A 24,490-nucleotide genomic window follows, 5' to 3' on the forward strand; every position below is an offset into this window, starting at 1 on the left:
GACAGAGCGGTGCGACGCGCTAGAACGCCCCCTGCGGGCCTGACGCTCCTCACTCTTCTTCCTCTTCATCCTGCAACAGGGAGAGACGACCGAACTCGTCCCCCCTGACGGTGCGCAGGTAGTGCAGATCCTCGTCCTGCTGGCTCAGGGTCAGCACGAAGGGAGAGTGCTCTCCCCCCGGAAAGACCAGGATCTGGGGTGTCCGCTCGCGCTCGTCCCGACCCTGCTCCTGGCGTTCGTCCGATGCAGTACGCCAGTTGAAACCTTCCAGCTCCACCGCCAGGGTCATCCCCTCCGGCAACGTCACCGGCCCCAGCAGCTTGTCACCGGTCAGTGCGCGCCACTTGCGATCCTTGGGATCCCGGGACATAAACTGCCAGCCGTTCTCCTCGACCCGCAGCCCCAGCAGCCTGCCATCCATGACCGAATACTCCTGGGCCTGCTGCAGGGTCGCCATGAAGCGCCGCGCCTGCTTGTCGAGCTCCCGATCCCCCCTGGCGCCCCCCATGCTGAGGGTGACGGCGGTCGCCACCAGTCCCATCAACATGGCGACCAGCAACACTTCCAGCAGGGTAAAACCGGCCTGGTGACGGGCAGAAGAGGCTACCTTCATGCAGGCAGCCCCGGGGTGGCGCAGTGAGCACGACGCGGCGGAATCACTTATTGGAAGTCCTTCAGGTTCCAGTTGCCGATGTCGTCATCGGTCCCGGCTTCGCCGTCCATCCCCATGGAGAAGATGTCGATCTTGCCGAACTGGCCCGGGCTCAGCAGCTGGTACTGGTTGCCCCAGGGATCCTGCGGCAGGCGCTTGATGTAGCCCCCTTCACGGTAGCTGCGCGGCTCAGGGGATGCGGTCGGCTTGTTGACCAGGGCGTCCAGCCCCTGCTCGGTGGTGGGGTAGCGGTTGTTGTCCAGCTTGTACATGTCGAGGGCGTTTTCCAGCGCCACTATGTCGGAGACCGCTTTTTGCTGATCCGCCTTCTCCTTGTTGCCCATCAGGTTGGGCACCACCAGGCTGGCCAGGATCCCCAGGATCACGATGACCACCATCACTTCCAGCAGGGTAAAACCCGATTGACGACGCTTTTGCATGACTGACTCCCTAACGAAATGAGATGGCATGAGCCATCAACGATTAACTGTTAAACCACGATCGTTCGATTGAATGTGCAGGTTCGAATGGCGAAGCCTATTCGGGCACCCGACCCTCACAGATTCACCATGTTGTTGAGCTCCAGGATCGGCTGCAGGATCGACATCACGATAAACAGCACCACCCCGGCCATGGAGACCACCAGCATGGGCTCGAACACCCCGAGGGCGATGTTCACCTGGGTTTCGAACTCCCGATCCTGGTTGTCCGCCGCCCGCTCCAGCATGCTGTCGAGCTCGCCGCTCTGCTCGCCCGAGGCGATCATGTGCAGCATCATGGGCGGAAAAATTCTGGTTTCATCCAGCGACTTGCGCAGGCTGGTCCCCTCCCGCACCCGTTCGGTGGCCTCACCGATGCGCATGCGGGCATAGTCGTTGGAGAGCACTTCGCCGGCGATCTTCATTCCCTCCAGCAGGGGGACGGCGCTGGCGTTGAGGATGCTCAGGGTGCGGGCAAAGCGGGCGGTGTTGAGACCGCGGCTGACCCGACCGATCACCGGCAGGCGCAGTATCACCTGGTGCCAGCGACGACGACGCTTGTCGTCGGTCAGCCACCAGCGCCAGATCAGGCCGCCAATGCCAAGGAGCAGCAGGAACCAGAGGCCGTAGTGCTGCAACAGCTCGCTGGTGCCGATGAGGAAGCGGGTGGTGCCCGGCAGTTGCTGGCCCATGTGTTCGAACTGGGCCACCACCTTGGGCACCACGGCGGTGAGCAGTATGGAGATGACCCCCACCGCCACCAGGGTGAGGACGATGGGATAGATCATCGCCTGCAGCAGCTTGGTGCGCATGTGCTGGCGCTGCTCGGTGTAATCGGCGAGACGGTTGAGCACCTTCTCCAGGTGACCGGACTTCTCGCCGGCCGCCACCATGGAGCGGAACAGCTGGTCGAACACATGGGGGAAGGCCCCCAGCGAATCGGCCAGGGAATACCCCTCCACCACCTTGCTGCGCACCGTCGCCACCAGGCTGCGCAGGTGGGCCTTCTCGCACTGCTCGGCGACCGCCTTGAGGGCCTCTTCGATGGTGAGACCGGCCCCCACCAGAGTCGCCAGCTGGCGGGTGATGAGGGCCAGTTCTGCGGTGGAGGCACCACGGCGAAACAGCACGAAGCGGTTCGCCTCCCGTTTGGCCTTCTCGGTGGTCTCGTTCACCTCGAGGGGGGTCAGCCCCTGCTCGCGCAGCAGCTGGCGCACCTGGCGGGCGGAATCCCCTTCCAGCACGCCGCTCTTGTTGCGCCCCTTGCCGTCGAGGGCCTTGTATTCAAATGCCGCCATCTCAGTCTTCCCGGGTCACGCGCAGCACCTCTTCGAGGCTGGTCTGCCCCTTGAGCACCTTGTCGATGCCGTCGCGGCGGATGCTGGGGGTGTGACCCCGGATCAGCCGCTCGATGGCGAGCTCGCCGCTGGCGCTGTGGATCGCCTCGCGCACCGCCTCGTCCACCACCACCAGCTCGTGGATGCCGGTCCGGCCGCGATAGCCGGTGTGGTTGCACTGCTCGCAGCCCACCGGACGCCAGATCTGCTGATCCGGCGCAAGCTCGATGCCCATGGCCAGACGCTCCTGCTCGGTGACAGGGTGCGGTGCGCGGCAATCCGGGCAGAGGGTGCGCACCAGCCGCTGGGCCAGTACCGCCAGGAGCGACGAGGAGAGCAGGAAGGGCTCGATCCCCATGTCCCGCATCCGGGTGATGGCGCCGATGGCGGTGTTGGTGTGCAGGGTCGACATCACCAGGTGACCGGTGAGGGATGCCTGCACCGCGATCTGGGCGGTCTCGAGGTCACGGATTTCCCCCACCATCACCACGTCCGGGTCTTGGCGCAAAATGGCGCGCAGGCCCCGGGCGAAGGTCATGTCCACCTTGCTGTTGACCTGGGTCTGGCCCACCCCTTCGAGGTCATATTCGATGGGGTCTTCGACGGTCAGGATGTTGCGATCCCGGGAGTTGATCTCCGAGAGGGCCGCATAAAGGGTGGTGGACTTGCCCGAACCGGTCGGGCCCGTCACCAGGATGATGCCGTGGGGCTTGCGAATGAGTTCGCTGATGATGTTGCGGTTGGCCAGTGTCATGCCGAGCTGCTTGAGCTCGAGGCGCACGTTGTTCTTGTCGAGCAATCGCAATACCACCCGCTCGCCGTAGCTGGACGGCATGGTTGAGACCCGCACGTCCACCGCCCGGCCGCCGATGCGCAGTGAGATGCGGCCATCCTGGGGCACCCGCTTCTCGGCGATGTCCATGCGCGACATGACTTTGATGCGCGACACCAGCAAGGAGGCGAGTTTGCGATGGGGGCGCAGGATCTCCCGCAGCACCCCATCGATGCGAAAACGGATCACCAGGGCCCGCTCGAAGGTCTCGATGTGGATGTCGGACGCCTCTTCTTTTATCGCCTCGCTCAACATGGCATTGATGAGGCGAATGATGGGGGCGTCGTCGTCGGCATCCAGCAGATCCTCGCTCTGGGGCAGCTCTTCGGCCAGGGCAAAGAAGTCCATCTCGTTGCCGAGATCCTCCATCAGCTGACGCGCCTCGGAGGAGTCACGCTGATAGTGGGCCATCAGGAGCGTCTCGAACTCGTCGTTGCCAAGCTGCTCCACCGCGAAGGCACAGCCCGCCACCCGGCGCACCTCCAGCAGGGTCTGGGGGGAGATCCCCTGACGACAGAGCAGCACCGGGGCACCCTGGCGCTCGGTCAGGATGGCCCCGAAGTTGCGGGCAAACGCGAACGGCAGTTCCGGCAGGGGAGCCGGCAGCTCGCTGCCATCGAGCTGGTAGGCGGCCATCAGGGCTTGCTCTGCACGAAGGGCTGCTCCTGCACCTGGGCGCGCACGCCGGTGGCGGTCGCCTGCTGCTGGGCCTGCATTCTCTGGATCTGCTGTTGCACCTCGGGGGACATCATCACGTCCTGGCCATAGGCGGGCAGCACCTGGCGAGCCGGCGAGGTGGCATAGCCCTCTTCCGCAGCCCGGCTCAGCTGTTCGGCCCTGAACAGGGTGTACTTGTTGCTGGAGACCCCGGAGTAGACATTGGCGTCACGCAATATGGTCGGGCGGATGAAGACCATCAGGTTGCGCTTGGCGGTGGAGGTCTTGGAGGAACGGAACAGGTAACCCAGCACCGGAATGTCCCCGAGCAGGGGCACCTTGGAGATCTGCTCCTGGGTCTGTTCGTCCATCAGGCCGCCCAGCACCACTGTCTCGCCGCTCTTGACCAGCACGGCGTTCTTCACGGTGCGGGTATCGAAGGTGGGGCCCAGGTTGGCGGTCCCGGTCGCCTGCTTCTGTGCCACGCTGGAGACCTCCTGCTCGATGTTGAGCAGCACGGAATCTCCTTCGTTGATCTGGGGCGTCACCACCAGCTTGGTCCCCACCGTCTTGCGCTCTATGGTGTTGAACACCTGATCGCTGGTGGTGGAGCTCTGGGAGCCGCTCTGCACCGGCACTTCCTGACCGACGTTGAAGGAGGCCTCCTTGTTGTCCATGGTGACGATGCTCGGGGTGGAGAGGATGTCGTTCTTGCTGTTGGTGGAGAGCGCCGTCACCAGCGCCGCCCAGTCCCCGTGATAGAAGCCTGCCGCCATGCCGCTGAAGCTGCCCGCCAGGGATGACAGGCCGTCGGTGTTGCCGTTGTCTTTGTAATCCTTGGCGGCGATGGCCAGGGAGCCGATGGGCAGACCGGTGTCGGTGAACTGGGTGCCGCCGCCATTGGTGTTGGCCCACTGCACCCCGAGGTTCATGCCGTCACCATCCGATATCTCGACGATGATGGCCTCCACCAGCACCTGGGCACGACGAATGTCGAGCTTGGCGATGACCTGCTCCAGCTCGGCCATCACGTCCGGCTGGGCGGTGATCACCAGGGCATTGGTGGTCTCGTCGGCGGAGATGGCGAGCTGGCCGCCGCCGATGCTGGCGCCGCCCGTGGCCGTGGCAGCCGCCCCGCCCTTCTTGTCGGCGGCGATGCTGGAGCTGACCCCCTTGAGGACGTCCACCAGATCCTTGGCCTTGCCATATTTCAGGTAGAAGACCCGGGTGTTGCCCTGGCTCTGCAGATCCCGGTCGAGCTGGCGCACCATCTGGATGATGCGGGCACGGGCCTTGGGCTCGCCGCTGATGACCACGGAGTTGGTGCGCTCGTCGGCCACCACCTTGGGGGAAAGCAGCAGCGAGGCGTTGGCCCCCTGATTGCTGCCATCCTTGTTGAGGTTGGTCACCAGCCGCACCATCTCGCCGGCGGAGGCGAACTTGAGCTTGATGACGTCCATGTCCTGATCCCCCGCCTTGTCCACCCGGCGAACCACCTCCACCAGGCGGTTGACGACAGCGGCGCGGCCAGTGATGAGCAGCACGTTGGAGGGCTCGTAGTGGACCACGTTGCCGCCGCCGGCGTTGTCGTTGAGCTGACGCAGCAGGGGGGCCAGTTCACGGACCGAGACATTGCGCACCGGTACCACCCGGGTCACCATCTCGTCACCCACGCCGGGGTTGGTGTCATCCACCACGGGGATGGCCGAGGTCTTGGCATCCTTGGAGCGCACTACCTTGAGCACGCCGTTGTTCATGGGCACCACGGCAAAGCCGTAAACGTCGAGCACGCTCAGGAAGAACTGGTAGTACTGATCCTCGTTGAGCAGGTCATAGCTGCGCACGTTGATCTTGCCGCGTACCGATGGCTCTATGATGATGGTTTTGTTCAGGTTCTTGCCGACCGTGTTGATGAACTCCTCGATGTCGGCGTTCTTGAAACTGGCGGAATACTCGGTGGCCCAGGCAGAACCGGCCATCATCAAGGCTGCCGCCATGGTGGCCAGACGCCAGCCCTTCCCTTTATTTGTCATTCTTGGTGCTACTCCAATTCATTATTCTGACAAGCCGACATAGACGTCGTAGAGCTGTCCTTGCCGCTCGACGGTGACGGTCATTTCCGTGGCGCCCGCCACCTGCTGCATCGCCTGCATGGCCTGGGCGCTGTCACGCAGATCCAGGCCGTTGATGCTGACCGCCAGATCGTTGGCGACCAGTCCGAGTTGATTGAACAGTTCCGGATTGCGACCCGGATTGAGGCGATAGCCGGTCATGCGACCGTCCACCCGGACCGGAGAAATATTGAGGTAATCGGTGATCTTGCCCGGGTTGCCCAGCAGTTCGCTGCGCACGGAGGAGAGCCCCTCCTGGCGGGCCGGTTTGGGCAGAGGCTTGCCATACTCCTCCCCGTCCAGCATCAGGGTCTCGTCACGGCCGTCCCGGGCGATGATGACCCGATCGGCAAACACCTGGCGGATCCTGGCCTGGGTACCGTCGATGTAGTCCCCGATGCCGTAAGAGTTCTGTGTCCCGTTGTGGGCGATGATGGCGATGGACTTGGCGGGATCCGAGCTTGCCAGCACCCCGTTGAGCTGGGCGTTGAGCTGGGTTTTCGGGGCATCCGCCGCCACCGTCTCTGCCGCCTTGTCCGCCTGGGGTTGCAGCGCCTTGCCAAAGAGAGAGAGGCGGCTGAGGTTGCCAAGATCGAGGCGATCGCCACCACTCCCCTGCACCGAGGTGACCGAGGGTTGCCAGGGGGTCAGGGGTGCGGGCTGGGCCAGTTCGTACAGGCGCCAGGTGAGCACGGCACACTGCTGGGCCAGCAACAGCAGCAGAAGCCAGAACAGGGGCTGGCTGAAACGGGAAAGTGGCATGGCCTTGCAGCGAGCCAGAAGGGAAGTCAACAAATCATCCCTGAACGGTAGCGTCATCTTTCTCAAAATTGTCTGGCATCCAAGTCGGTTGGCTATTGTGTACGGCAATGGACCCAGAGACAACCGACCGGATGGGACCAAGGGGTGAAAATTCAGTTTCCGTCACACCCGGATGCCCCCTGTTTCTATCCCGGGGCCCGCCTCTGGTATAATCAGGCACCTTTTCAGCCATCCCGGAGCCGATCCATGTCGAATCCAGCACAAAGCAGCACTCAGGTCCGTCTCGACAAGTGGCTGTGGGCCGCCCGCTTTTACAAGACCCGCAGTCTGGCGCGGGATCAGATCGACGGCGGCAAGGTGCACTACAACGGCCAGCGCACCAAGCCGGGCAAGGCGGTCGAGGTCGGCGCCCTGGTGCGATTCTGGCAAGGCCAGGACGAGCGGGAGGTGCGGGTGCTCGAGGTGAGCGAGCAGCGCAAATCCGCCCCGCTGGCCCAGCAACTCTATGAAGAGACAGAGGCCAGCCTGAAGAAACGGGCCGAAAACAGCGAAGCCCGCCGCTTCAACAGCCAGTTTGCCCCAAGCCCGGAGCGCCGACCTGACAAGCAGGAGCGACGCCAGCTTATCCGGGTCAAGCAATCCTAATCCGCGTCTGTGGCCCCTTTATGACGACAGGTGGAGGAATTAGTTCCTAACCACCTGTTTAACAATGTGTTTATTTTTCCCCAAGAACATCCTAGGAAACCATGATGAGTAACCAAGACCTCCTGTATCGCTATCTGTTCGAAGAGTACGAAGTGCGTGGGGAGCTGGTCCAGCTGGATCGTACCTACCGCCACATCATCGACGCCCAGAACTACCCGGTACAGGTGCAGCACCTGCTGGGCGAGCTGCTGGTTGCCACCAGCCTGCTGACCGCCACCCTCAAGTTCGAAGGCTCCATCACGGTGCAGCTGCAGGGGGACGGTCCGGTACGTCTGGCCGTCATCAACGGCGACAACAACCAGCAATTGCGCGGCGTGGCACGCTATGAAGGGGAACTGCCGACGGACGGCAAGCTGCAAAGCCTGATCGGCAACGGCCATCTGGTCATCACCATCACCCCGGATCAGGGAGAGCGCTATCAGGGCATCATCGCCCTGGAGGCCGACACCCTGGCGGCCTGCCTGGAGCACTACTTCGCCCAGTCCGAACAACTGGCCACCCGCCTCTGGATCCGCACCGGCCACCACGAGGGCGAGCCCCGTGCGGCGGGCATCCTGCTGCAGGAGCTGCCGGCCCAGAGCGAGGATCACAGCGAAGATTTCGACCACCTGGTCCAGCTCACCACCACCATCAAGGACGAAGAGCTGTTCGGTCTGGACGCGGAAGAGATCCTCTACCGCCTCTACCACCAGGACAAGGTACGGGTGTTCGATCCCCAGGCCATCGAGTTCCGCTGCACCTGCTCCCGCGCCCGTTGCGAAGGGGCCTTGCTGCAGATAGACAAGGAGGAAGCGGTATCCATGGTGCAGGAGCTCGGCAAGATCGACATGCACTGCGATTACTGCGGCGCCCACTACGAATTCGACGGGATAGACATCGAAACCCTGTTCAGCAGGGCTCCCGGTAATGATGCAAACCAGTTACACTAATCAAAGGCGGGCAAAACCCGCCTTTAACTTAAATAACAAAAAAATACCCTATTTTATAAAGTTTGATGGCGATCGCTAAAAACTACCACCTAGGTGGTAGCATGAACGTCAGATAGAACCCTACACACCTCTGAACCCAGGAGAATACAATGACAATCGTGGTAGAACCCACCCTGGCCCAACAACTGAAGCTGGACCAATACGGTATCAAAAACAGCCAGGAAATCGTTCGCAACCCCTCCTATGAGCAGCTTTTCGCTGAAGAGACCCGCTCAGACCTTGAGGGCTTCGAGCGTGGCGTCGTCACCGAGCTTGGCGCCGTCAACGTCAACACCGGCATCTTCACCGGCCGCTCCCCTAAAGATAAATATATCGTCAAAGATGCCACTACCCAGGATACTGTGTGGTGGTCTGACCAGGGTAAAAACGATAACAAGGCGATTACCCCGGAAGTGTGGTCACATCTGAAAGGGCTGGTCACCAAACAGCTCTCCGGCAAGCGTCTGTTCGTGGTGGACGGCTTCTGCGGCGCCAACCCGGACACCCGCCTGGCGGTGCGCATCATCACCGAGGTGGCCTGGCAGGCGCACTTCGTGAAGAACATGTTCATCCGCCCGAGCGAAGAGGAGCTGAAGGCCTTCAAACCGGACTTCGTGGTGATGAACGGTGCCAAGTGCACCAACCCGAACTGGAAGGAGCAGGGTCTCAACTCCGAGAACTTCGTCGCCTTCAACATGACCGAGAAGATGCAACTCATCGGCGGCACCTGGTACGGTGGCGAGATGAAGAAGGGCATGTTCTCCATGATGAACTACTTCCTGCCCCTGCGCGGCATCGCCTCCATGCACTGCTCCGCCAACGTGGGCAAGGATGGGGACGTGGCCATCTTCTTCGGCCTCTCCGGCACCGGCAAGACCACCCTCTCCACCGATCCCAAGCGTCAGCTGATCGGCGATGACGAGCACGGCTGGGATGATCACGGCGTGTTCAACTTCGAAGGGGGCTGCTACGCCAAGACCATCAAGCTCTCCGAAGAGGCGGAGCCGGACATCTACCACGCCATCCGCCGCGATGCGCTGCTGGAGAACGTGACCGTGGCCGCCGATGGCACCATCGACTTCGACGACGGTTCCCGCACCGAGAATACCCGGGTCTCCTACCCCATCTATCACATCGACAACATCGTCAAGCCGGTCTCCAAGGCAGGTCACGCCACCAAGGTGATCTTCCTGACCGCAGACGCCTTCGGTGTGCTGCCCCCGGTCGCCAAGCTGACCAAGGAGCAGACCAAGTACCACTTCCTGTCCGGCTTTACCGCCAAGCTGGCCGGTACCGAGCGCGGCATCACAGAGCCGACCCCGACCTTCTCCTCCTGCTTCGGCGCGGCTTTCCTCAGCCTGCACCCGACCAAGTACGGCCAGGAGCTGGTGAAACGGATGGAAGCGGCAGGGGCTGAAGCCTATCTGGTCAACACCGGCTGGAACGGCACCGGCAAGCGGATCTCCATCAAGGATACCCGTGGCATCATCGACGCCATCCTGGATGGTTCCATCGAAAAGGCGCCGACCAAGGTACTGCCTGTGTTCAATCTGGAAGTGCCGACCGAGCTGCCGGGCGTCAACCCCGCCATCCTGGACCCGCGAGACACTTATGCCGACCAGGCCGAGTGGGATGCCAAGGCGGCCGATCTGGCCGGGCGTTTCATCAAGAACTTCGAGCGCTTCACCGACAACGACGAAGGCAAACGCCTGGTCGCGGCGGGCCCGCAGTTGTAAGAAACGCGCCTCGCGTCTCACAATCCCGTACCGGTCAGCCCTGCTGGCCGGTATTTTTTTGGCCGATGCGCGGCATATGGCTCCCGCCAAGCCTTGCCTTGACGGCCCTTGCGCGTTAGATTCAGCCAAACTTTATACAATATACAATTTTGCAACCTGCCCGTGACCCCAGCATGACCCCACCTTACAAGACCCGAACCCAGATGGTGATGGAGAACCTCCGCGGCCGGATATTGCGTGGCGAGTTTGCAGCGGGCGCCCCCCTGCGCCAGGACGCCATCGCCAAGGAGCTGGCGGTGAGCCGTATCCCGGTACGGGAAGCCCTGATGCAACTGGAAGCCCAGGGGCTGGTGAAGTTCGAGGCCCATCGCGGCGCCGTGGTGACCATGCTGGATGCCTCAGCCATCGAGGAGCTCTTTTATTTGCGGGCACTGCTCGAAGCCGATACCCTGTTCCACGCCGTCGACCTGATGACGGAGGAGACCTTCGCCCAGGCGCAAGCCATCCTCGCCCAGTTTGATCTGGCGCTGGAGTCTGGCACCCAGATCGAACACTGGGCCGAGTTGAATCACCGCTTTCACGCCACCCTCTACCAGGCAGCCAATCGCCCCCAGGCACTGGAACTGATCGCCCAGATCAATCTGAGCTGCGACCGCTATGTGCGTTTCGAACTGCTGTTCGCCCAGGGCGGCGTGGACAAGGCCGAGCGGGAGCACGCCCGACTCCTTGAACTGTGCCGCGCCCGGCGCAAGCACGAAGCAGTGGTACTGCTCAAGCAACACATCGAGGCGGCAGGCCAGTCGATCAGACAGATCCTGGCAAGCGGCCACCATCAATGAACACTCACATCACCACAAGCTGGCAATAACGACATGAACCATTTCGAGATTATTGAAACCCGCGTCGCCCAGGTCAGGGCCACACTGGCCACGCTGGAGCTGGACGCTTTTATCGTTCCCCACGACGACGAGCATCTGGGGGAGTACATTCCCGCCTATGCCGAGCGGCTGGACTGGATCACGGGTTTCAACGGCTCCGCCGGGCTCGCCATCATCATGGCGCATCGGGCGGCCCTGTTCATCGACGGTCGTTATACAGTGCAGGCGCGCATGCAGGCGCCGGCCGAGCTGTTCGAGTTTCTCCACCTCAATGAAGACCCCCACGTGCAGTGGCTGGCGGAGCAGTTGCCCTCAGGCTCCCGGGTCGGTTTCGATGCCCGCCTGCACAGCCTGGCCTGGTATCAGAACGCCAACGCCGTGCTGGCCGATCACGGCATCGAGCTGGTGCGCATCGACGAGAACCCCATCGATCTGCACTGGAGCGATCGTCCCGCTCCGACCAAGAGCCCTGTCATCCTCTACAGCGAGGAGCTGGCGGGCCAGTCCAGCCAGGCCAAGCGCGAAATGCTGGCCAGCGACCTGCGCAAGCGCGGGCTGGATGCGGTGCTGCTGACCCAGGCCGAGCCCATCAACTGGCTGCTCAACCTGCGTGGTCGAGACGTGGAACGCCTGCCGGTGGTGCTGGGCTTTGCGGTGCTCTACGCCAACACCACCATGGATTTCTTCGTCGATACCGACAAGATCGACTGCTTCGCCTTCAGCCAGCACGTGGGGCAGGATGTCTCCGTCTACCCCATCGACAAGCTGGGTGACGTGTTGCAGCGCATCGGCGAGGATCAGCAGAAGGTGCTGGCCGACCCCAACACCGCCAACGCCTGGACCCAGCTCGTGATGGAAGAGGCGGGCGCCATTCTGGTGGCCGGCCAGGATCCCACCATGCTGCCCAAGGCGTGCAAGAACCCCGTGGAGCTGGCCGGCATGCGTGCCGCCCACCTGCGCGACGGCGTTGCCGTCACCCGCTTCCTGGCCTGGCTGGATCGCCTGATCGCCAGCGGCGAGTTCGACGGCGTGGACGAAGGCACCCTGGCCGACCAGCTGGAAGCCTTCCGCCACGAGCAGGAGCACTACGTGGAGCCGAGCTTCGACACCATCTCGGCACTCGGCCCCAACGCCGCCATGTGCCACTACCGCCACACCAACGGTACCCCGCGCGCCTTCGGCCAGGACAGCATCTATCTGGTGGACTCCGGCGCCCAGTACCTGGACGGCACCACCGACATCACCCGCACCGTCAAGGTGGGTGAGGTAACCGACGAGCACAGAGCCATGTTTACCCTGGTACTGCAGGGTCATATTGCCCTGGATCAGGCCCGCTTCCCCCGTGGCACTGCCGGCATCCAGCTCGACGTGCTGGCCCGCATGCCCCTGTGGCAGGCCGGTTACAACTACGACCATGGCACCGGCCACGGCGTCGGCCACTTCCTCAGCGTGCACGAAGGCCCGCAGCGCATCGCCCCCAAGGGCAGCCTGGTGGCCCTGCAGCCGGGCATGGTGCTCTCCAACGAGCCGGGCTACTACCGGGAAGATGCCTTCGGCATCCGCTGTGAAAACCTGGTGGTGGTGACCGAACAGGAGGCCCGTGGCGAGCTGCCGATGCTGGGCTTCGAGCGACTGACCTATGTGCCGTTCGACATCCGCCTCATCGATCGCAGCCTGCTGAGTCCGGCGGAGTTCCGCTGGATCAACGAATACCATGCGGAGGTCTACCGCCGTCTGAGCCCGCTGCTGGAGGGCGAGGATCTCGCCTGGCTGGAGCAGGCGACCAGCCTCCTCTGATGACACAGGGCCTGCGGGCCCTGTTTCTTTATCCGCGGCATGCCACAAACGCCCCCCCACTTGCATCGACTCCCCGCCCCTTCTACCCTGTGCCTCCTTTTTGGCTGCCCCGCAGCAGAGACCCGATGAGAGGAGCCCCGATGCACTCGTCCCCCGTATTGCGCCTTGCCACCCATACCGACATGCACGCCATCTGGCAGATAGATGCCGATGTCTTCGGCGAGGATGTCTACCCCGGTTTCTTCTTTCGCCAGGCCATGGATCTGTGGCCCGAACTGCTGGTCGTCGCGGAACGGGAAGGCCGGCTGCTGGGCTATGCCCTCGGGGGGCTTGGTCAGGATCGGTCGCAGGGCTGGCTGCTCTCCCTCGCGGTACGCCCCGAAGCGCGCGGCTTCGGCCTGGCCGAGCAAATGATGTTGCAGGTGGAGCAGGGACTGCTGAAACTGGAAGTTGAGCGGGTCAGACTGACCGTTGATCCCGCCAATCCGGCCCAGCGCCTCTACTTCAGGCTGGGTTATCAGCAGTTGGCAGAAGAGAGAGGCTACTTCGGGCCGGGCGAGGATCGCCTGCTGCTGGAAAAAGCCCTGACCTGACCATCCACCACCGGCACGGGAGCCTTCCGGCCACATAATTGGTTACACTTTGCGGGTTTAATGCGCAATCTGGTTGGCGTAAAGTGCAATTCATCACCAGATTAATCCGATGCCCGCCCAGGAGGCCCATCATGTTCAAACGTATTGCTCTCGTCACCCTGCTGGCGGCCACCACCGCCATCACCGGCTGTGCCAACAGCGACGTCTACTCCGGCGATGTCTACACCAAGGATCGCGCCAAGCAGGTACAGACCGTCAGCTATGGCACCATCCTCTCCACCCGCCCCGTCAAGATCCAGGCCGATGAGAACTCCCTGATCGGCACCATTGGCGGTGCCGTGGTCGGCGGCCTGCTCGGCAGCACCATAGGCGGCGGTCGTGGCAGTGACATCGCGGCGGCCGGTGGCGCCATTGCGGGTGCGGCGGCCGGCAAGGCGGCAGGGGACAAACTCAACCAGGTTGACGGGGTCGAGCTCGAGATCAAGAAAGAGAACGGCGAATCCATCGTGGTGGTACAAAAGGCCAGCCCCACCTTTGTGCCAGGTGCCCGGGTCCGCATGACCCAGGGCAACGGCACCATCAACGTGGCCGTGGTGAACTAATAGCGCCGCTCAAGGTGCAACTGCCATAAAAAAGGTGAGCCCGGGCTCACCTTTTTGCGCTCTGCACCACTGAGGATTCACCCCCCAGATGCAGCCAGGCCGCGATAGACAGCTGCAGGCCCACCAGGTCGGCATGGTGGAACAGGGCATGCAGTGATGCACGATCCCCGGCCACCTGCATCATCAGACGCTGTTGCGCCTGCAGGTCGGCCAGCCAGGAGGGGGGCACCGTCAGCGTGCCTGCCGCCTCGGCAACCAGGGATACCCCCTCGAGCAGGGCATGCAGCGCCCGTTGTTGTTCGCCAGCATCGTCACTCTCGAGCCAGAGCTGCTCATGATACTGCCAGTGCTGCATACCCAGGGTAATGCTGGCCTTCTGATCTTTGCCCTCAATCCTTTGCAGGGGCTGCACGGCCAGTGGCTTGCCAAGCCCAGCCAGCCTGTATCCGCGCTGCGCCTTGGACTGGGCACCCAGCCGCAATCCTCCCAGCGCCGCCAGCTTGCTCGCCAGGGTGAACAGGGCGCGGGCATCGCCGGATTTCAGCTCCAGCTCCAGCTCGTCGATCCCGGTACGCCCCAGGGCACCGGCGATCTCCCCCTGATCCCAGGCCAGCTCGATCTCGGCATCTCCGAATGCGATCAGCCAGTGGCGGCGCAGGAAATCGGTGCTGAACTGGGCCACCAGACGGCTCTGGAGTTCATCGCGCACCGCCAGACTCGGCCAGATATCGGCAGGAAAGGCAGACAGGGTCGGAATGGTGCCCTCCACCGGGGCGTTGTACTCGGGTCTGGCGTGCAATCCACCCACGACCTGCCCCCGGCACTTGATGGTCTGCTCGGAAAAATCATCGCTGCGACGAATGCGCAACCCCATCTCGAGCCCACGCAAACCCAGATCGGGCGTGTCGAAATAGACGTTGCCAAGAGCGGCTTGATTGGAAGAAATAATCTCTAGTGAATTCAGAAGGTTGGAGAGGGATTCTTGAATATTGCTGGTGACGAAAAACTTTATCTCGATCTCAGTTTGCATAGTCATTCCGGGCTGGCGGGCAACTTTGGGGGGCATGTTCAGGGTCGCGAGGATATAATGCCAGCGACAGTTCACGATTAATTCACGGTTTTATTGATGGCACAGTTCGGTTACCATGCGCCCCTCATAAAATCGTATCGAGTGTTTTTTCACCGACACAGGTTTGGCCATGCCAGTAAATACTATTTTGGGTCTTTTTGCCAAGTCCCCCATCAAGCCGCTGCAGAAGCATATCGTCAAGGTTCACGTGTGCTGCGAACAGCTCATTCCCTTCTTTGATGCCGTTGCCGAAGACCGCTGGGAAGATGCCGAGAAGATCCGGCAACAGATCGCCCAGCTGGAAAAAGAAGCGGACATCCTCAAGCGCGAAATCCGCTTGAAACTCCCTCGCGGCCTGTTCCTGCCGGTCGCCCGTACCGATCTGCTGGAGCTCTTGACCCAGCAGGACAAGATTGCCAACCGTGCCAAGGATATTTCCGGTCGCATGCTTGGCCGCAAGATGGAATTCCCCACCGAGATGCGCGCCGATTTCATGGCCTATCTCAAACGCTGTATCGATGCGACCGCCCAAGCCGAAAAAGCCATCGGAGAACTCGATGAGCTGCTCGAAACCGGCTTTAAAGGACGTGAAGTTGAAATGGTTGCCGAGATGATCCACCAGCTGGATCTCATCGAGGACGATACTGACACCATGCAGATCGGACTGCGCCAACAGCTGCAAGCCGTTGAGCACAAATACAATCCGATCGACGTTATGTTCCTCTACAAGATCCTCGAATGGGTAGGTGACCTGGCTGATCAGGCAGAGCGCGTTGGCGCCCGTCTGGAATTGATGCTGGCTCGTTCGTAATCGACTGACTGGGTAAACACTACTAATGGACATTATCGCAAATTACGGCACCACCCTGGTGCTCGTGGCGGCCTTGTTCGGCTTTTTGATGGCCTGGGGCATTGGTGCGAACGACGTCGCCAACGCCATGGGCACATCGGTCGGCACCAAGTCCCTGACCATCCGTCAGGCGATCATCATCGCCATGATCTTTGAATTTGCCGGTGCCTATCTGGCCGGTGGCGAAGTGACGGCCACCATCCGCAGCGGCATCATCGACAGCAACGCCTTTGCCGACACGCCGGATCTGCTGGTGCTCGGCATGATCGCCTCCCTGCTGGCTGCGGGGCTGTGGCTGATCCTGGCCTCCTATTTCGGCTGGCCCGTCTCCACCACCCACTCCATCATCGGCGCCATCGTGGGCTTCGCCGTGGTGAGCATCGGTCCGGAAGCGGTACAGTGGAACAAGTTTGGCGGCATCGTCGGCTCCTGGGTAGTCACGCCGGCCATCTCGGGCATCATCGCCTACTTCATGTTCATCAGCGTCCAGAAGCTCATCTTCAACACGGACAACCCCCTGGACAACGCCAAGCGCTATGTCCCCTTCTACATGTTCCTGACGTCCCTGGTCATCTGCCTGGTCACCATCAAGAAGGGGCTGACCCACGTCGGTCTGCACCTGAGCAATGGCGAAGGCGCGCTGCTCTCCGTCGCCATCTCCATCGCGGTAGCGTTTACCGGCTGGATCTATATCCGCGGCCAGCAGTACAACCCGAAAGATGACAGCAAGATGCACTTCGCCAACGTGGAGAAGGTGTTCGGCATCCTGATGATCATCACCGCCTGCGCCATGGCCTTCGCCCATGGCTCCAACGATGTGGCCAACGCCATCGGTCCGCTCTCTGCAGTCGCCTCCATCGTGGCGGCCGGCGGCGAGATCGGCGGCAGCTCCCACATCGCCTGGTGGATCCTCCCCCTTGGCGGCATCGGCATCGTCATCGGTCTGGCCACCATGGGCGAGAAGGTGATGGCGACCGTCGGCACCGGCATCACCCACCTGACCCCGAGCCGTGGCTTCGCCGCCCAGCTGGCCACTGCCGCCACCGTGGTGATCGCCTCCGGCACCGGTCTGCCCATCTCCACCACCCAGACCCTGGTGGGTGCCGTCATGGGCGTCGGTCTGGCACGGGGCATCGCGGCCCTGAACCTGGGCGTGCTGCGCAACATCGTGGTCTCCTGGGTCATCACCCTGCCCGCGGGCGCCATCCTGGCCATCGCCATCTTCTACGTGCTGCAGGCCTGCTTCTCCTGAGCAGCCCACGCCGCACGACAAAAAGCCCGGGTCATTGACCCGGGCTTTTTTATGCTTCGCCCATATTACGCCGTCGATTGAGCGTCGATCGGCTGCGGCGTTTACTCCTCGATGAAGGTCCACTCGTCGCGCACCCGGCTGATGGCATCAAGCCGCCGCTTGGCAAGCTGCTCGCGGATTGCCTCCCCTTTGAAGCCGGCCGCCACTATCTCCTTGACCGGCACAGCCTGCGCCGCCTCCAGGGCCTCGGCGACATAGTCCGGCTGACTGTAGACCTTCTCTTCGAAGCCGGTACGACCGTGGAAGTCGGCGCGACAGGCATCGAGCAGCTGGGCAAAGCGCTCCGGTCTGCGCCAGGCATCGGCCTTGTCGAATACCTTGAGCAGGGTCGCGGGCTTGAGCTCGAAGGCAATGTGGATATGGGTGTGCAGGTCGCTCACCAGCAGGGCCAAATCGCGACACTCGTTCGGCACCCGGAAGCGCTCGCAAAAATCCCGAATGAGCGGCAACCCCTTCTGACCATGGCCGTGATGGCTCGGCCAGAAGGCGGGCGGAGTCAGCCCCTTGCCAAAGTCGTGGCAGAGGGACGCGAAGCGCACGGTCAATTCGGGGGAGAGACGACATGCCTGCGCCAGCACCATCATGGTATGGATGCCGGTGTCGATCTCCGGGTGCCATCTGGCAGGTGCCGGCACACCGAACAGGGCATCGAGCTCGGGGAAGAGCGCCTTGAGTGCGCCGCATTCACGCAGCACCTCGAAGAAGATCTGGGGTGTCGACCCCAGCAGCACTTTTTCCAGCTCCTTCCAGACCCGCTCCGGGGTCAGATGGGCCAGCTCTCCAGCCTCCGTCATCTCGCGCATCAGCCCCAGCGTCTCGGGGGCCACCACGAACCCCTGGGCATGGAAACGGGCGGCGAAGCGCGCCACCCGCAGGATGCGCAGAGGATCCTCGGCAAAGGCCGGCGAGACATGGCGCAGCAACCGCGCCTCCAGATCCTGCACGCCGCCGTAGGGATCGTGCAGTTGCCCATCCTCATCTTCGGCGATGGCGTTGATGGTGAGATCCCGGCGCAGCAGATCCTGCTCCAGCGTCACCTCGGGGGCGGCATGGCAGACGAAGCCGGTGTAACCCTGCCCCTGCTTGCGCTCGGTGCGCGCCAGGGCGTACTCCTGCTGGGTTTTGGGGTGAAGAAAGACCGGAAAGTCTCGGCCCACCTGGGTGAATCCGAGACCCAGCATCTGCTCCACCGTGGCGCCGACCACCAGGTGATCCCTGTCCCCCTGGGGCAATCCCAACAGGCGATCCCGCACCGCCCCTCCGACCAGATAAATCTGCACGCGCACTCTCCCTCGATAAACTTGCCCCGATGATACCGCTTTTGGCTAAGAGAGACGATGTGCACCCGTCGCACCGGGCTCTCCATCACTCGGCCGGGCGGCTGCTTCCCGCCATCGTCCCGGGCGACTCAGCCCGTGGTTCGAGCCAGCTCCCCTTATGGTATCCGGGTCTTTGACATCCCTTTTGGGAGGCTTTAACCTGCCGCCCATAACAATGGAATGGATCCTTATGTACACACAGTTCTTCGGTCTGTCGGAGCCCCCGTTCTCCATCTCGCCCAACCCCAAATACCTCTATATGAGCGAGCGTCACGGGGAGGCCCTCGCCCACCTCAACTACGGGTTGCAGGACGGTGGCGGCTTCGTGCTGCTGACCGGGGAAGTGGGTACGGGAAAGACCACCGTCTCCCGCTGCCTGCTGCAGCAATTGCCCGCCGACACCGAGATCGCCTACATCCTCAATCCCTCTCTGACCGAGCGGGATCTGCTGGCCGCCATCTGCGACGAATTCCAGTTGCCCTACGGCGAAGAGGCCAGCCTCAAGCAATTGTTCGACCTTATCCGGGATCATCTGCTGGCGAATCTGGCGGCAGGCAAGCGCAGCGTGGTGCTGGTGGATGAAGCCCAGCACCTGCTGCCCGGCGTGCTGGAGCAGTTGCGACTGCTCACCAATCTGGAGACAGACGAGAAGAAACTGCTGCAGGTGGTGCTCATCGGCCAGCCCGAGCTGCAACAGATGCTGCGCCAGCCCCTGTTGCGCCAGCTGGCGCAGCGGATCACCGCCCGCTATCACCTGCTGCCGCTGTCGCGCCAGGATGTGGATGCCTATGTCCGCTTCCGGTTGCAGGTGGCAGGCTGCGTCCAGCCCATCTTCACCCCCAGGGCCATCCAGACCCTGCATCGCCTCTCCGGGGGCATTCCCCGTCTCATCAACCTCATCTGCGACCGCGCCCTCATCGCCGCCTTCGCCCGTGGCAGCCACAAGATAGTGCACGGGGACATCAGCCAGTCCGCGTATGAGGTGAGCGGCATTCGCGACGAGGGAAGCTGGCAATCCGGCCTCACGGTCGCCCTGGTGGGCGCCCTGCTGGTCGCCACCGGCTGGTGGGGCTGGCAATTCTTCGGATTCTTCCCAGCCCGCCCCCTGGTCAAGGTCGAGGTACCGGTCAAGGTGGATGACACGCCGGAGCAGCAAGCCCAGCTGACCCGCGCCATCAATCAGGCGCTGGAGCCGGACGTCGCCATGCAGAATCTCTACAAGGTATGGGGCTACCAGGCCGAGCTGGAGGAGGCAACCTGCGACAATGCCCCCCGTGCGGGCCTGCGCTGCCAGGAGGGAGAAGCCTCCCTGGCACAATTGCAGGCGCTGCAATACCCGGCCCTCATCAGTCTCACCGACGAGACCGGCGGCCTCTATTACGCCACCCTGGTCAGCCTGGGGGCGGACAAGGCTTCCCTGCTCATCGGCAACCAGAGCTGGCAGGTGGACAGGCAGTGGCTCTCCGACGCCTGGGGCGGCAGCTACACCCTGCTCTGGCGCATGCCCAGGGGCAACGTGCCCCTGATAGCGAGCAATGCCGGGGCTGCCCAGGTGCAGTGGCTGGACAACGCCCTTAGCCGCGCCATGCAGCAACCCGATCGCAAGGTGAGCCGCTTCGATGCCACCCTCAAGAACAAGCTGCAACAGTTCCAGCGCGAGCAGGGACTGACCCCGGACGGCATCGCCGGCAGCAACACCCTGCTGCGGCTGAATGTGGCCTCCGGCGAACCCATGCCCAGGCTGGAGGATGAATCCCTGCGAGCCAGCACGCCGGTCGATCTCGACAGCGTGGCAGATGATGAGACGGACCCCATGGTCGAGGAGGCCTCCTGATGTCCACCCTGCTCAAGGCCCTGCGCCGGGCCGACCAGCCCCAGTTCACCCCCCATATGCCGCTCATGGGTCTGCCCGTGAGCCAGGAAGAGGAGCCCAACCGCCACTGGATCTGGTGGGCCCTGGTGCCCCTGGCCCTGGTGATGGGCGCCGCAGCCAACTATGGCTGGCACCTCTATCACCTCAAACCCGTGGAACAGCAGGTCGAAGTGAAGGAAGTGGTGACTCCCCCCTTCGTGCGGGTCGAACCCAGGCCCATGATCACCCGGCCGCTGCCGCCCCCCCTGCCGGAGCCCGTGGTCGCTCCAAGACCTGCCGCAACCCCGGCTGCGACTACCGCAAACCAGGGGGGACAGAGTCTGGCAGAACGGCTGATGGCCGCCCTCAACAACACGCCGCTGGTGGAAGAGAGTGCGCCCCAGGCTCAGGTCCAGACCAGTGCCATCCCCCTCGGCGCCCTGGCCCCGGCCCTGAAACAGCAGGTACCGTCCCTGACCTATGGTGCCCACAACTACTCCTCCGACTCTGCCAAGCGGGCCGTCGTGCTCAATGGACGGGAGTGGCGCGAGGGCAATGAGATCGCCCCCGGTGTCATCCTGGCAGCCATCGCCCAGGACTACATCGTCCTGCAGGTCGGCGGCCAGTATGCCAGCCTCAAGGCGCTGCAAGACTGGCGCGGCTGATCTGCCGGCATCCAGTGGCCCTCCCCCGGGAGGGTCACCGCCCATTCTGAGGGAGCCCGAGAGCTCCCCTTTTTAATCAATAACCTACACTCGACCTTTGCCATGCACCGGGTCGGGGATCGCCCTCCTGATGGCGGGCGGACTTATCATCAGAACATGAGCACACTGTGAGCCACTCAGACAACACCACTTTCGCCACCCGCATTCTGGACTGGTACCAGATCCACGGCCGCAAGACCCTGCCCTGGCAGCAGGACAAGACCCCCTACCGGGTCTGGGTCTCCGAGATCATGCTGCAACAGACCCAGGTTGCCACTGTCATCCCCTATTACGAGCGGTTCATGGCCCGCTTCCCCGACGTGCTGGCCCTGGCCAACGCCCCCATCGACGAGGTGCTGCATCACTGGACCGGGCTTGGCTACTACGCGCGCGCGCGCAACCTGCACAAGGCTGCCCAGCAGATCCGCGATCTGTACGGCGGCCTCTTTCCGGAACAACTGGAAGAGGTGATGGCCCTGCCCGGCATCGGTCGCTCCACCGCCGGGGCCGTGCTCTCCCTCTCTCTGGGCCAGCCCCACGCCATCCTGGATGGCAACGTGAAGCGGGTACTCACCCGCTGGCTGGCGCTGGCGGGCTGGCCGGGCCAGAAGCAGGTCGAGCACGATCTCTGGGAGCTGGCGACCCGCCTCACCCCGCGCGTCGGGGTGGCCCAGTACAACCAGGCCATGATGGACATGGGGGCCACCGTCTGCACCCGCAGCAAGCCCGCCTGCGAGCGCTGCCCGGTGCAGGCCGATTGCCAGGGGCTGTCGCAGGGCAACCCCACCTCCTACCCTCACAGCAAGCCGAAGAAGAGCATTCCGGCACGCAACGGCATTATGCTGATCATCCGCCTCGGCGATCAGCTGCTGCTGGAGAAGCGTCCGCCGCAAGGGATCTGGGGCGGGCTTTACTGCTTCCCGCAGGTGGAATCCCTCACCGAGGTGACCGGACGACTGCGGGAGTTGGGGCTGGAGGATGCCGCCTATCAGGAGCTCGCTGGATTTCGTCACACTTTCAGCCACTTCCACCTCGATATCCGCCCTTTGCTGATCGAAATGGCTGTTCCGCCCGCCCCCCTGCTCATGGAAGCGGATACCCGACTCTGGTATAACTTACGCCATCCTGCCGAGGTGGGATTGGCGGCGGCCACGGCCCGTCTGCTCGCCTACCCGGACTTACAACCAGACTTGCAACCACAGAGGTCAACATGAGCCGTACCGTATTTTGCCTGCGCCTGAAGAAAGAAGCGCCGGGTCTCGATTTCCAACTCTACCCCGGTGAACTCGGCAAGCTGATCTTCGACAACATCAGCAAGGAAGCCTGGACCGAGTGGCAGAAGAAGCAGGTCATGCTGATCAACGAGAAGAAGCTGAACATGATGAATCTCGAGCACCGCCAGTTGCTGGAAAAAGAGATGGTCAGCTATCTGTTCGACGCGGGTGAAGTCCAGATCGACGGCTACACCCCTCCCAGCCAGTGAGCGGGAATCGAGTCAAAGGGCCAGCGTCCCCCTGAGTCGTCAATATGCCGCAGGGTGACACCAATCCTGGCTCAGGCCAGTCAGTGACGGGCGGCCCTACCGCCCGGTTTGAGGATCTTATGGGTCGTTTTTTTGGGCTGCTGTGCGCCCTGCTGTTTCTCTCTGCCTGTTCATCCACACCCCAGACCAGCGGGAGTGGCGATGATGATCTGGTCAACGGCAAGGACGTGCGCGGTTTTGAACACATGATCAGTGCGCTCTCCCATAACGTGAACGAGATATGGGGGCGCGAGGCGCTGTTCGCGGGCAAGTTTGACTACGTCAAATACACGGATCAGTACAAGAGCCGCGCCCACATCGATTTCTCCAGCGGTCACATCATGGTGGAGACCGTCTCGGGTCTGGATCCCCGTGCCCACCTGCGTCGCGCCATCATCGAAACCCTGCTGACCCCGGATGATCCGGCAGAGGTCGACCTCTATTCCGACCGTGAGATCATGCCAGGTGGCGAGCCCTTCCTCTATGGCCAGGTGCTGGACAACCAGGGACAAGCGATCCGCTCCAGCTGGCGTGCAGAGCGTTATGCCGACTATCTGATCGCCAACGCGATGAAGAAGCGCACCCTCGGGATCCGCAACATCTTCTTCATCGACATTCCCATGGTGGCCAACCACGAAGACAGGCGCGGCTACAAATACGCCAGCATCATCCGCGATGCCTCCCGCAAGTACGGGGTCGCCGAGAGTCTCATCTACGCGGTGATCAAGACCGAGAGCAGCTTCAACCCCTATGCGGTCAGCCACGCCAACGCCTATGGCCTGATGCAGGTGATCCCGGCTACCGCTGGGCGAGATGTCTATGTGAGGGTCAAGGGCAAGGATGGCCAGCCGACCAGGGAAGATCTGTTCAATCCGGCCTACAACATCGATGTGGGGACCGCCTACCTGCACCTGCTGCAGACCGTCTATCTGGCGGATATCCAGGATCCTCAGTCCCGCCGCTATGCGGTGATCTCCGCCTACAACGGTGGTGCGGGAGGGGTGCTCAACACCTTCTCCAACGATCGCAAGGCGGCCCCCGGCATGATCAACCGCCTCTCCCCCGAGGCCGTCTATCAGGTACTGACCGAACAACATCCCAAGGCAGAGGCTCGCCGCTATCTCTACAAGGTCAATCAGGCCGAGAAGGGGTTCAAGCGAACCGTCGCAAGCCGGGCTGGCTGATGGCATGCAAGAAGGGCGCTCCCGGAGCGCCCTTCCCATTTACTGTGGCCAGAAAGCTTACTTGGCGATGAAGCCACCCTTGCTCAGGGGCGCAGCCCCCACCTTCTCCAGATGTTCCACCTCGACTTCGGTCTTGTTCCAGCTGTGGTCCACCTCGCCGCGCACGCGGATCAGATCGTCAGGGCCTACCTCGGTACCGCGCCACACGTCACCGTCCACCTCCACTTCCACCTCGCCGCTGTCGTCACGGATCAGGTAGTTTTCGCCACCCAGGTGTTTGACCAGTTTGCCTTCCAGGGTCACCCACTGATCATCGGCCACGTCTTTCAACTGGGCGACCGATACCTTGTTCTGCTCCTTGGGGCCGGTGTAGGCCGCCATGGCGAAGGAAGAGACGGACATCAGGGCCACCAGGGCGATTGCTTTTGCGTTGTTCATTTCATGCTCCTGTCTTTGCGGTATGAGGGCATCTTGCCCGGGGGCGCGTGAAACAAACGTGAAGCCTCCCCATTCAGGGAGGAGTGATGTGATCGCAAGCGATTAAATGGCCACGGCATGCTGCAAAAATG

At 62.6% G+C, this 24,490-nt stretch carries 23 protein-coding genes; 14 read left to right on the top strand and 9 right to left on the bottom strand.

What is annotated here, in order from left to right; all coding sequences use genetic code 11:
• Positions 1 to 49: 49 nt before the first annotated feature.
• From exeH to exeC, 6 genes are all read right to left on the bottom strand, one after another.
• Positions 50 to 613 carry a GspH family T2SS minor pseudopilin variant ExeH gene (exeH, locus tag C3F36_RS07125; protein WP_104454792.1) on the bottom strand — a complete coding sequence of 188 codons (564 nt, stop codon included), beginning with the start codon at positions 611 to 613 and terminating at the stop codon, positions 50 to 52.
• A gap of 47 nt (positions 614 to 660) precedes the next feature.
• Entirely contained in the window at positions 661 to 1,092 is a 432-nt protein-coding gene (gene exeG, locus C3F36_RS07130; protein ID WP_010675723.1) for a GspG family T2SS major pseudopilin variant ExeG, read from the bottom strand.
• A 116-nt stretch (positions 1,093 to 1,208) separates the two neighbouring features.
• A complete protein-coding gene (gene exeF / locus C3F36_RS07135; protein WP_039040588.1) occupies positions 1,209 to 2,429 on the bottom strand; it encodes a GspF family T2SS innner membrane protein variant ExeF in 1,221 nt (406 codons plus the stop codon).
• A 1-nt stretch (position 2,430) separates the two neighbouring features.
• A complete protein-coding gene (gene exeE / locus C3F36_RS07140; protein ID WP_041211720.1) occupies positions 2,431 to 3,936 on the bottom strand; it encodes a GspE family T2SS ATPase variant ExeE in 1,506 nt (501 codons plus the stop codon).
• A complete protein-coding gene (exeD, locus tag C3F36_RS07145; protein ID WP_010675726.1) occupies positions 3,936 to 5,990 on the bottom strand; it encodes a GspD family T2SS secretin variant ExeD in 2,055 nt (684 codons plus the stop codon). The genes exeE and exeD overlap by 1 nt, the downstream gene beginning before the upstream one ends.
• A 21-nt stretch (positions 5,991 to 6,011) precedes the next feature.
• Complete coding sequence (gene exeC / locus C3F36_RS07150; protein ID WP_270821372.1) at positions 6,012 to 6,860, bottom strand: GspC family type II secretion system variant ExeC; 849 nt, start codon at positions 6,858 to 6,860, stop codon at positions 6,012 to 6,014.
• Between the two features lie 216 nt (positions 6,861 to 7,076).
• Between exeC and hslR the strand changes: the two genes are divergently transcribed.
• The 7 genes from hslR to C3F36_RS07185 all read left to right on the top strand — a co-directional run bounded on the left by hslR (position 7,077) and on the right by C3F36_RS07185 (position 14,109).
• Complete coding sequence (gene hslR, locus C3F36_RS07155; protein ID WP_010675728.1) at positions 7,077 to 7,475, top strand: ribosome-associated heat shock protein Hsp15; 399 nt, start codon at positions 7,077 to 7,079, stop codon at positions 7,473 to 7,475.
• Positions 7,476 to 7,579: 104 nt separating this feature from the next.
• Positions 7,580 to 8,464 carry an Hsp33 family molecular chaperone HslO gene (gene hslO, locus C3F36_RS07160; protein WP_010675729.1) on the top strand — a complete coding sequence of 295 codons (885 nt, stop codon included), beginning with the start codon at positions 7,580 to 7,582 and terminating at the stop codon, positions 8,462 to 8,464.
• Between the two features lie 149 nt (positions 8,465 to 8,613).
• Complete coding sequence (pckA, locus tag C3F36_RS07165) at positions 8,614 to 10,239, top strand: phosphoenolpyruvate carboxykinase (ATP) (protein ID WP_069784268.1); 1,626 nt, start codon at positions 8,614 to 8,616, stop codon at positions 10,237 to 10,239.
• A 173-nt stretch (positions 10,240 to 10,412) separates the two neighbouring features.
• Complete coding sequence (locus C3F36_RS07170) at positions 10,413 to 11,078, top strand: GntR family transcriptional regulator (protein WP_029314822.1); 666 nt, start codon at positions 10,413 to 10,415, stop codon at positions 11,076 to 11,078.
• 33 nt (positions 11,079 to 11,111) lie between these two features.
• Positions 11,112 to 12,914 carry an aminopeptidase P family protein gene (locus C3F36_RS07175; RefSeq protein ID WP_104454793.1) on the top strand — a complete coding sequence of 601 codons (1,803 nt, stop codon included), beginning with the start codon at positions 11,112 to 11,114 and terminating at the stop codon, positions 12,912 to 12,914.
• A 140-nt stretch (positions 12,915 to 13,054) separates the two neighbouring features.
• On the top strand, positions 13,055 to 13,507 hold the full coding sequence (locus tag C3F36_RS07180; protein WP_010675733.1) for a GNAT family N-acetyltransferase: 453 nt from the start codon (positions 13,055 to 13,057) through the stop codon (positions 13,505 to 13,507).
• Positions 13,508 to 13,638: 131 nt separating this feature from the next.
• Positions 13,639 to 14,109: a glycine zipper 2TM domain-containing protein gene (locus C3F36_RS07185; RefSeq protein WP_010675734.1), complete on the top strand. Its 471-nt coding sequence runs from the start codon at positions 13,639 to 13,641 to the stop codon at positions 14,107 to 14,109.
• 46 nt (positions 14,110 to 14,155) lie between these two features.
• Here C3F36_RS07185 and C3F36_RS07190 read toward each other — a convergent pair whose 3' ends face one another.
• Positions 14,156 to 15,139, bottom strand: coding sequence for a CYTH domain-containing protein (locus C3F36_RS07190; RefSeq protein ID WP_104454794.1), 984 nt, complete (start codon positions 15,137 to 15,139; stop codon positions 14,156 to 14,158).
• A 169-nt stretch (positions 15,140 to 15,308) separates the two neighbouring features.
• Between C3F36_RS07190 and C3F36_RS07195 the strand changes: the two genes are divergently transcribed.
• Positions 15,309 to 15,989: a TIGR00153 family protein gene (locus tag C3F36_RS07195; RefSeq protein ID WP_010675736.1), complete on the top strand. Its 681-nt coding sequence runs from the start codon at positions 15,309 to 15,311 to the stop codon at positions 15,987 to 15,989.
• A 25-nt stretch (positions 15,990 to 16,014) separates the two neighbouring features.
• On the top strand, positions 16,015 to 17,280 hold the full coding sequence (locus tag C3F36_RS07200) for an inorganic phosphate transporter (RefSeq protein WP_043152823.1): 1,266 nt from the start codon (positions 16,015 to 16,017) through the stop codon (positions 17,278 to 17,280).
• 101 nt (positions 17,281 to 17,381) lie between these two features.
• Here the strand turns inward: C3F36_RS07200 and C3F36_RS07205 are convergent, their stop codons facing one another.
• Complete coding sequence (locus tag C3F36_RS07205) at positions 17,382 to 18,620, bottom strand: multifunctional CCA addition/repair protein (RefSeq protein WP_010675738.1); 1,239 nt, start codon at positions 18,618 to 18,620, stop codon at positions 17,382 to 17,384.
• A gap of 229 nt (positions 18,621 to 18,849) precedes the next feature.
• Between C3F36_RS07205 and C3F36_RS07210 the strand changes: the two genes are divergently transcribed.
• The 5 genes from C3F36_RS07210 (at position 18,850) to mltC (ending at position 23,921) form a co-directional block, all read left to right on the top strand.
• Positions 18,850 to 20,493 (top strand): ExeA family protein, encoded by a 1,644-nt coding sequence (locus C3F36_RS07210; protein WP_010675739.1) that lies wholly within the window; start codon positions 18,850 to 18,852, stop codon positions 20,491 to 20,493.
• Positions 20,493 to 21,176 (top strand): GspB family T2SS assembly factor variant ExeB, encoded by a 684-nt coding sequence (gene exeB / locus C3F36_RS07215; RefSeq protein WP_043152832.1) that lies wholly within the window; start codon positions 20,493 to 20,495, stop codon positions 21,174 to 21,176. Before C3F36_RS07210 ends, exeB begins: the two co-directional genes overlap by 1 nt.
• 167 nt (positions 21,177 to 21,343) lie before the next feature.
• Positions 21,344 to 22,429, top strand: coding sequence for an A/G-specific adenine glycosylase (gene mutY, locus C3F36_RS07220; protein WP_104454795.1), 1,086 nt, complete (start codon positions 21,344 to 21,346; stop codon positions 22,427 to 22,429).
• Positions 22,426 to 22,698, top strand: coding sequence for an oxidative damage protection protein (locus C3F36_RS07225; RefSeq protein ID WP_104454796.1), 273 nt, complete (start codon positions 22,426 to 22,428; stop codon positions 22,696 to 22,698). The genes mutY and C3F36_RS07225 overlap by 4 nt, the downstream gene beginning before the upstream one ends.
• Positions 22,699 to 22,817: 119 nt before the next feature.
• Complete coding sequence (gene mltC / locus C3F36_RS07230; protein ID WP_010675743.1) at positions 22,818 to 23,921, top strand: membrane-bound lytic murein transglycosylase MltC; 1,104 nt, start codon at positions 22,818 to 22,820, stop codon at positions 23,919 to 23,921.
• Between the two features lie 57 nt (positions 23,922 to 23,978).
• Here the strand turns inward: mltC and C3F36_RS07235 are convergent, their stop codons facing one another.
• Positions 23,979 to 24,359, bottom strand: a complete 381-nt coding sequence (locus tag C3F36_RS07235; RefSeq protein ID WP_104454797.1) for a YgiW/YdeI family stress tolerance OB fold protein — start codon at positions 24,357 to 24,359, stop codon at positions 23,979 to 23,981.
• Positions 24,360 to 24,490: the final 131 nt, after the last annotated feature.

Origin of the sequence: Aeromonas sp. ASNIH2 (assembly GCF_002934795.1) — a bacterium.
GTDB classification, from domain to species: domain Bacteria; phylum Pseudomonadota; class Gammaproteobacteria; order Enterobacterales; family Aeromonadaceae; genus Aeromonas; species Aeromonas caviae.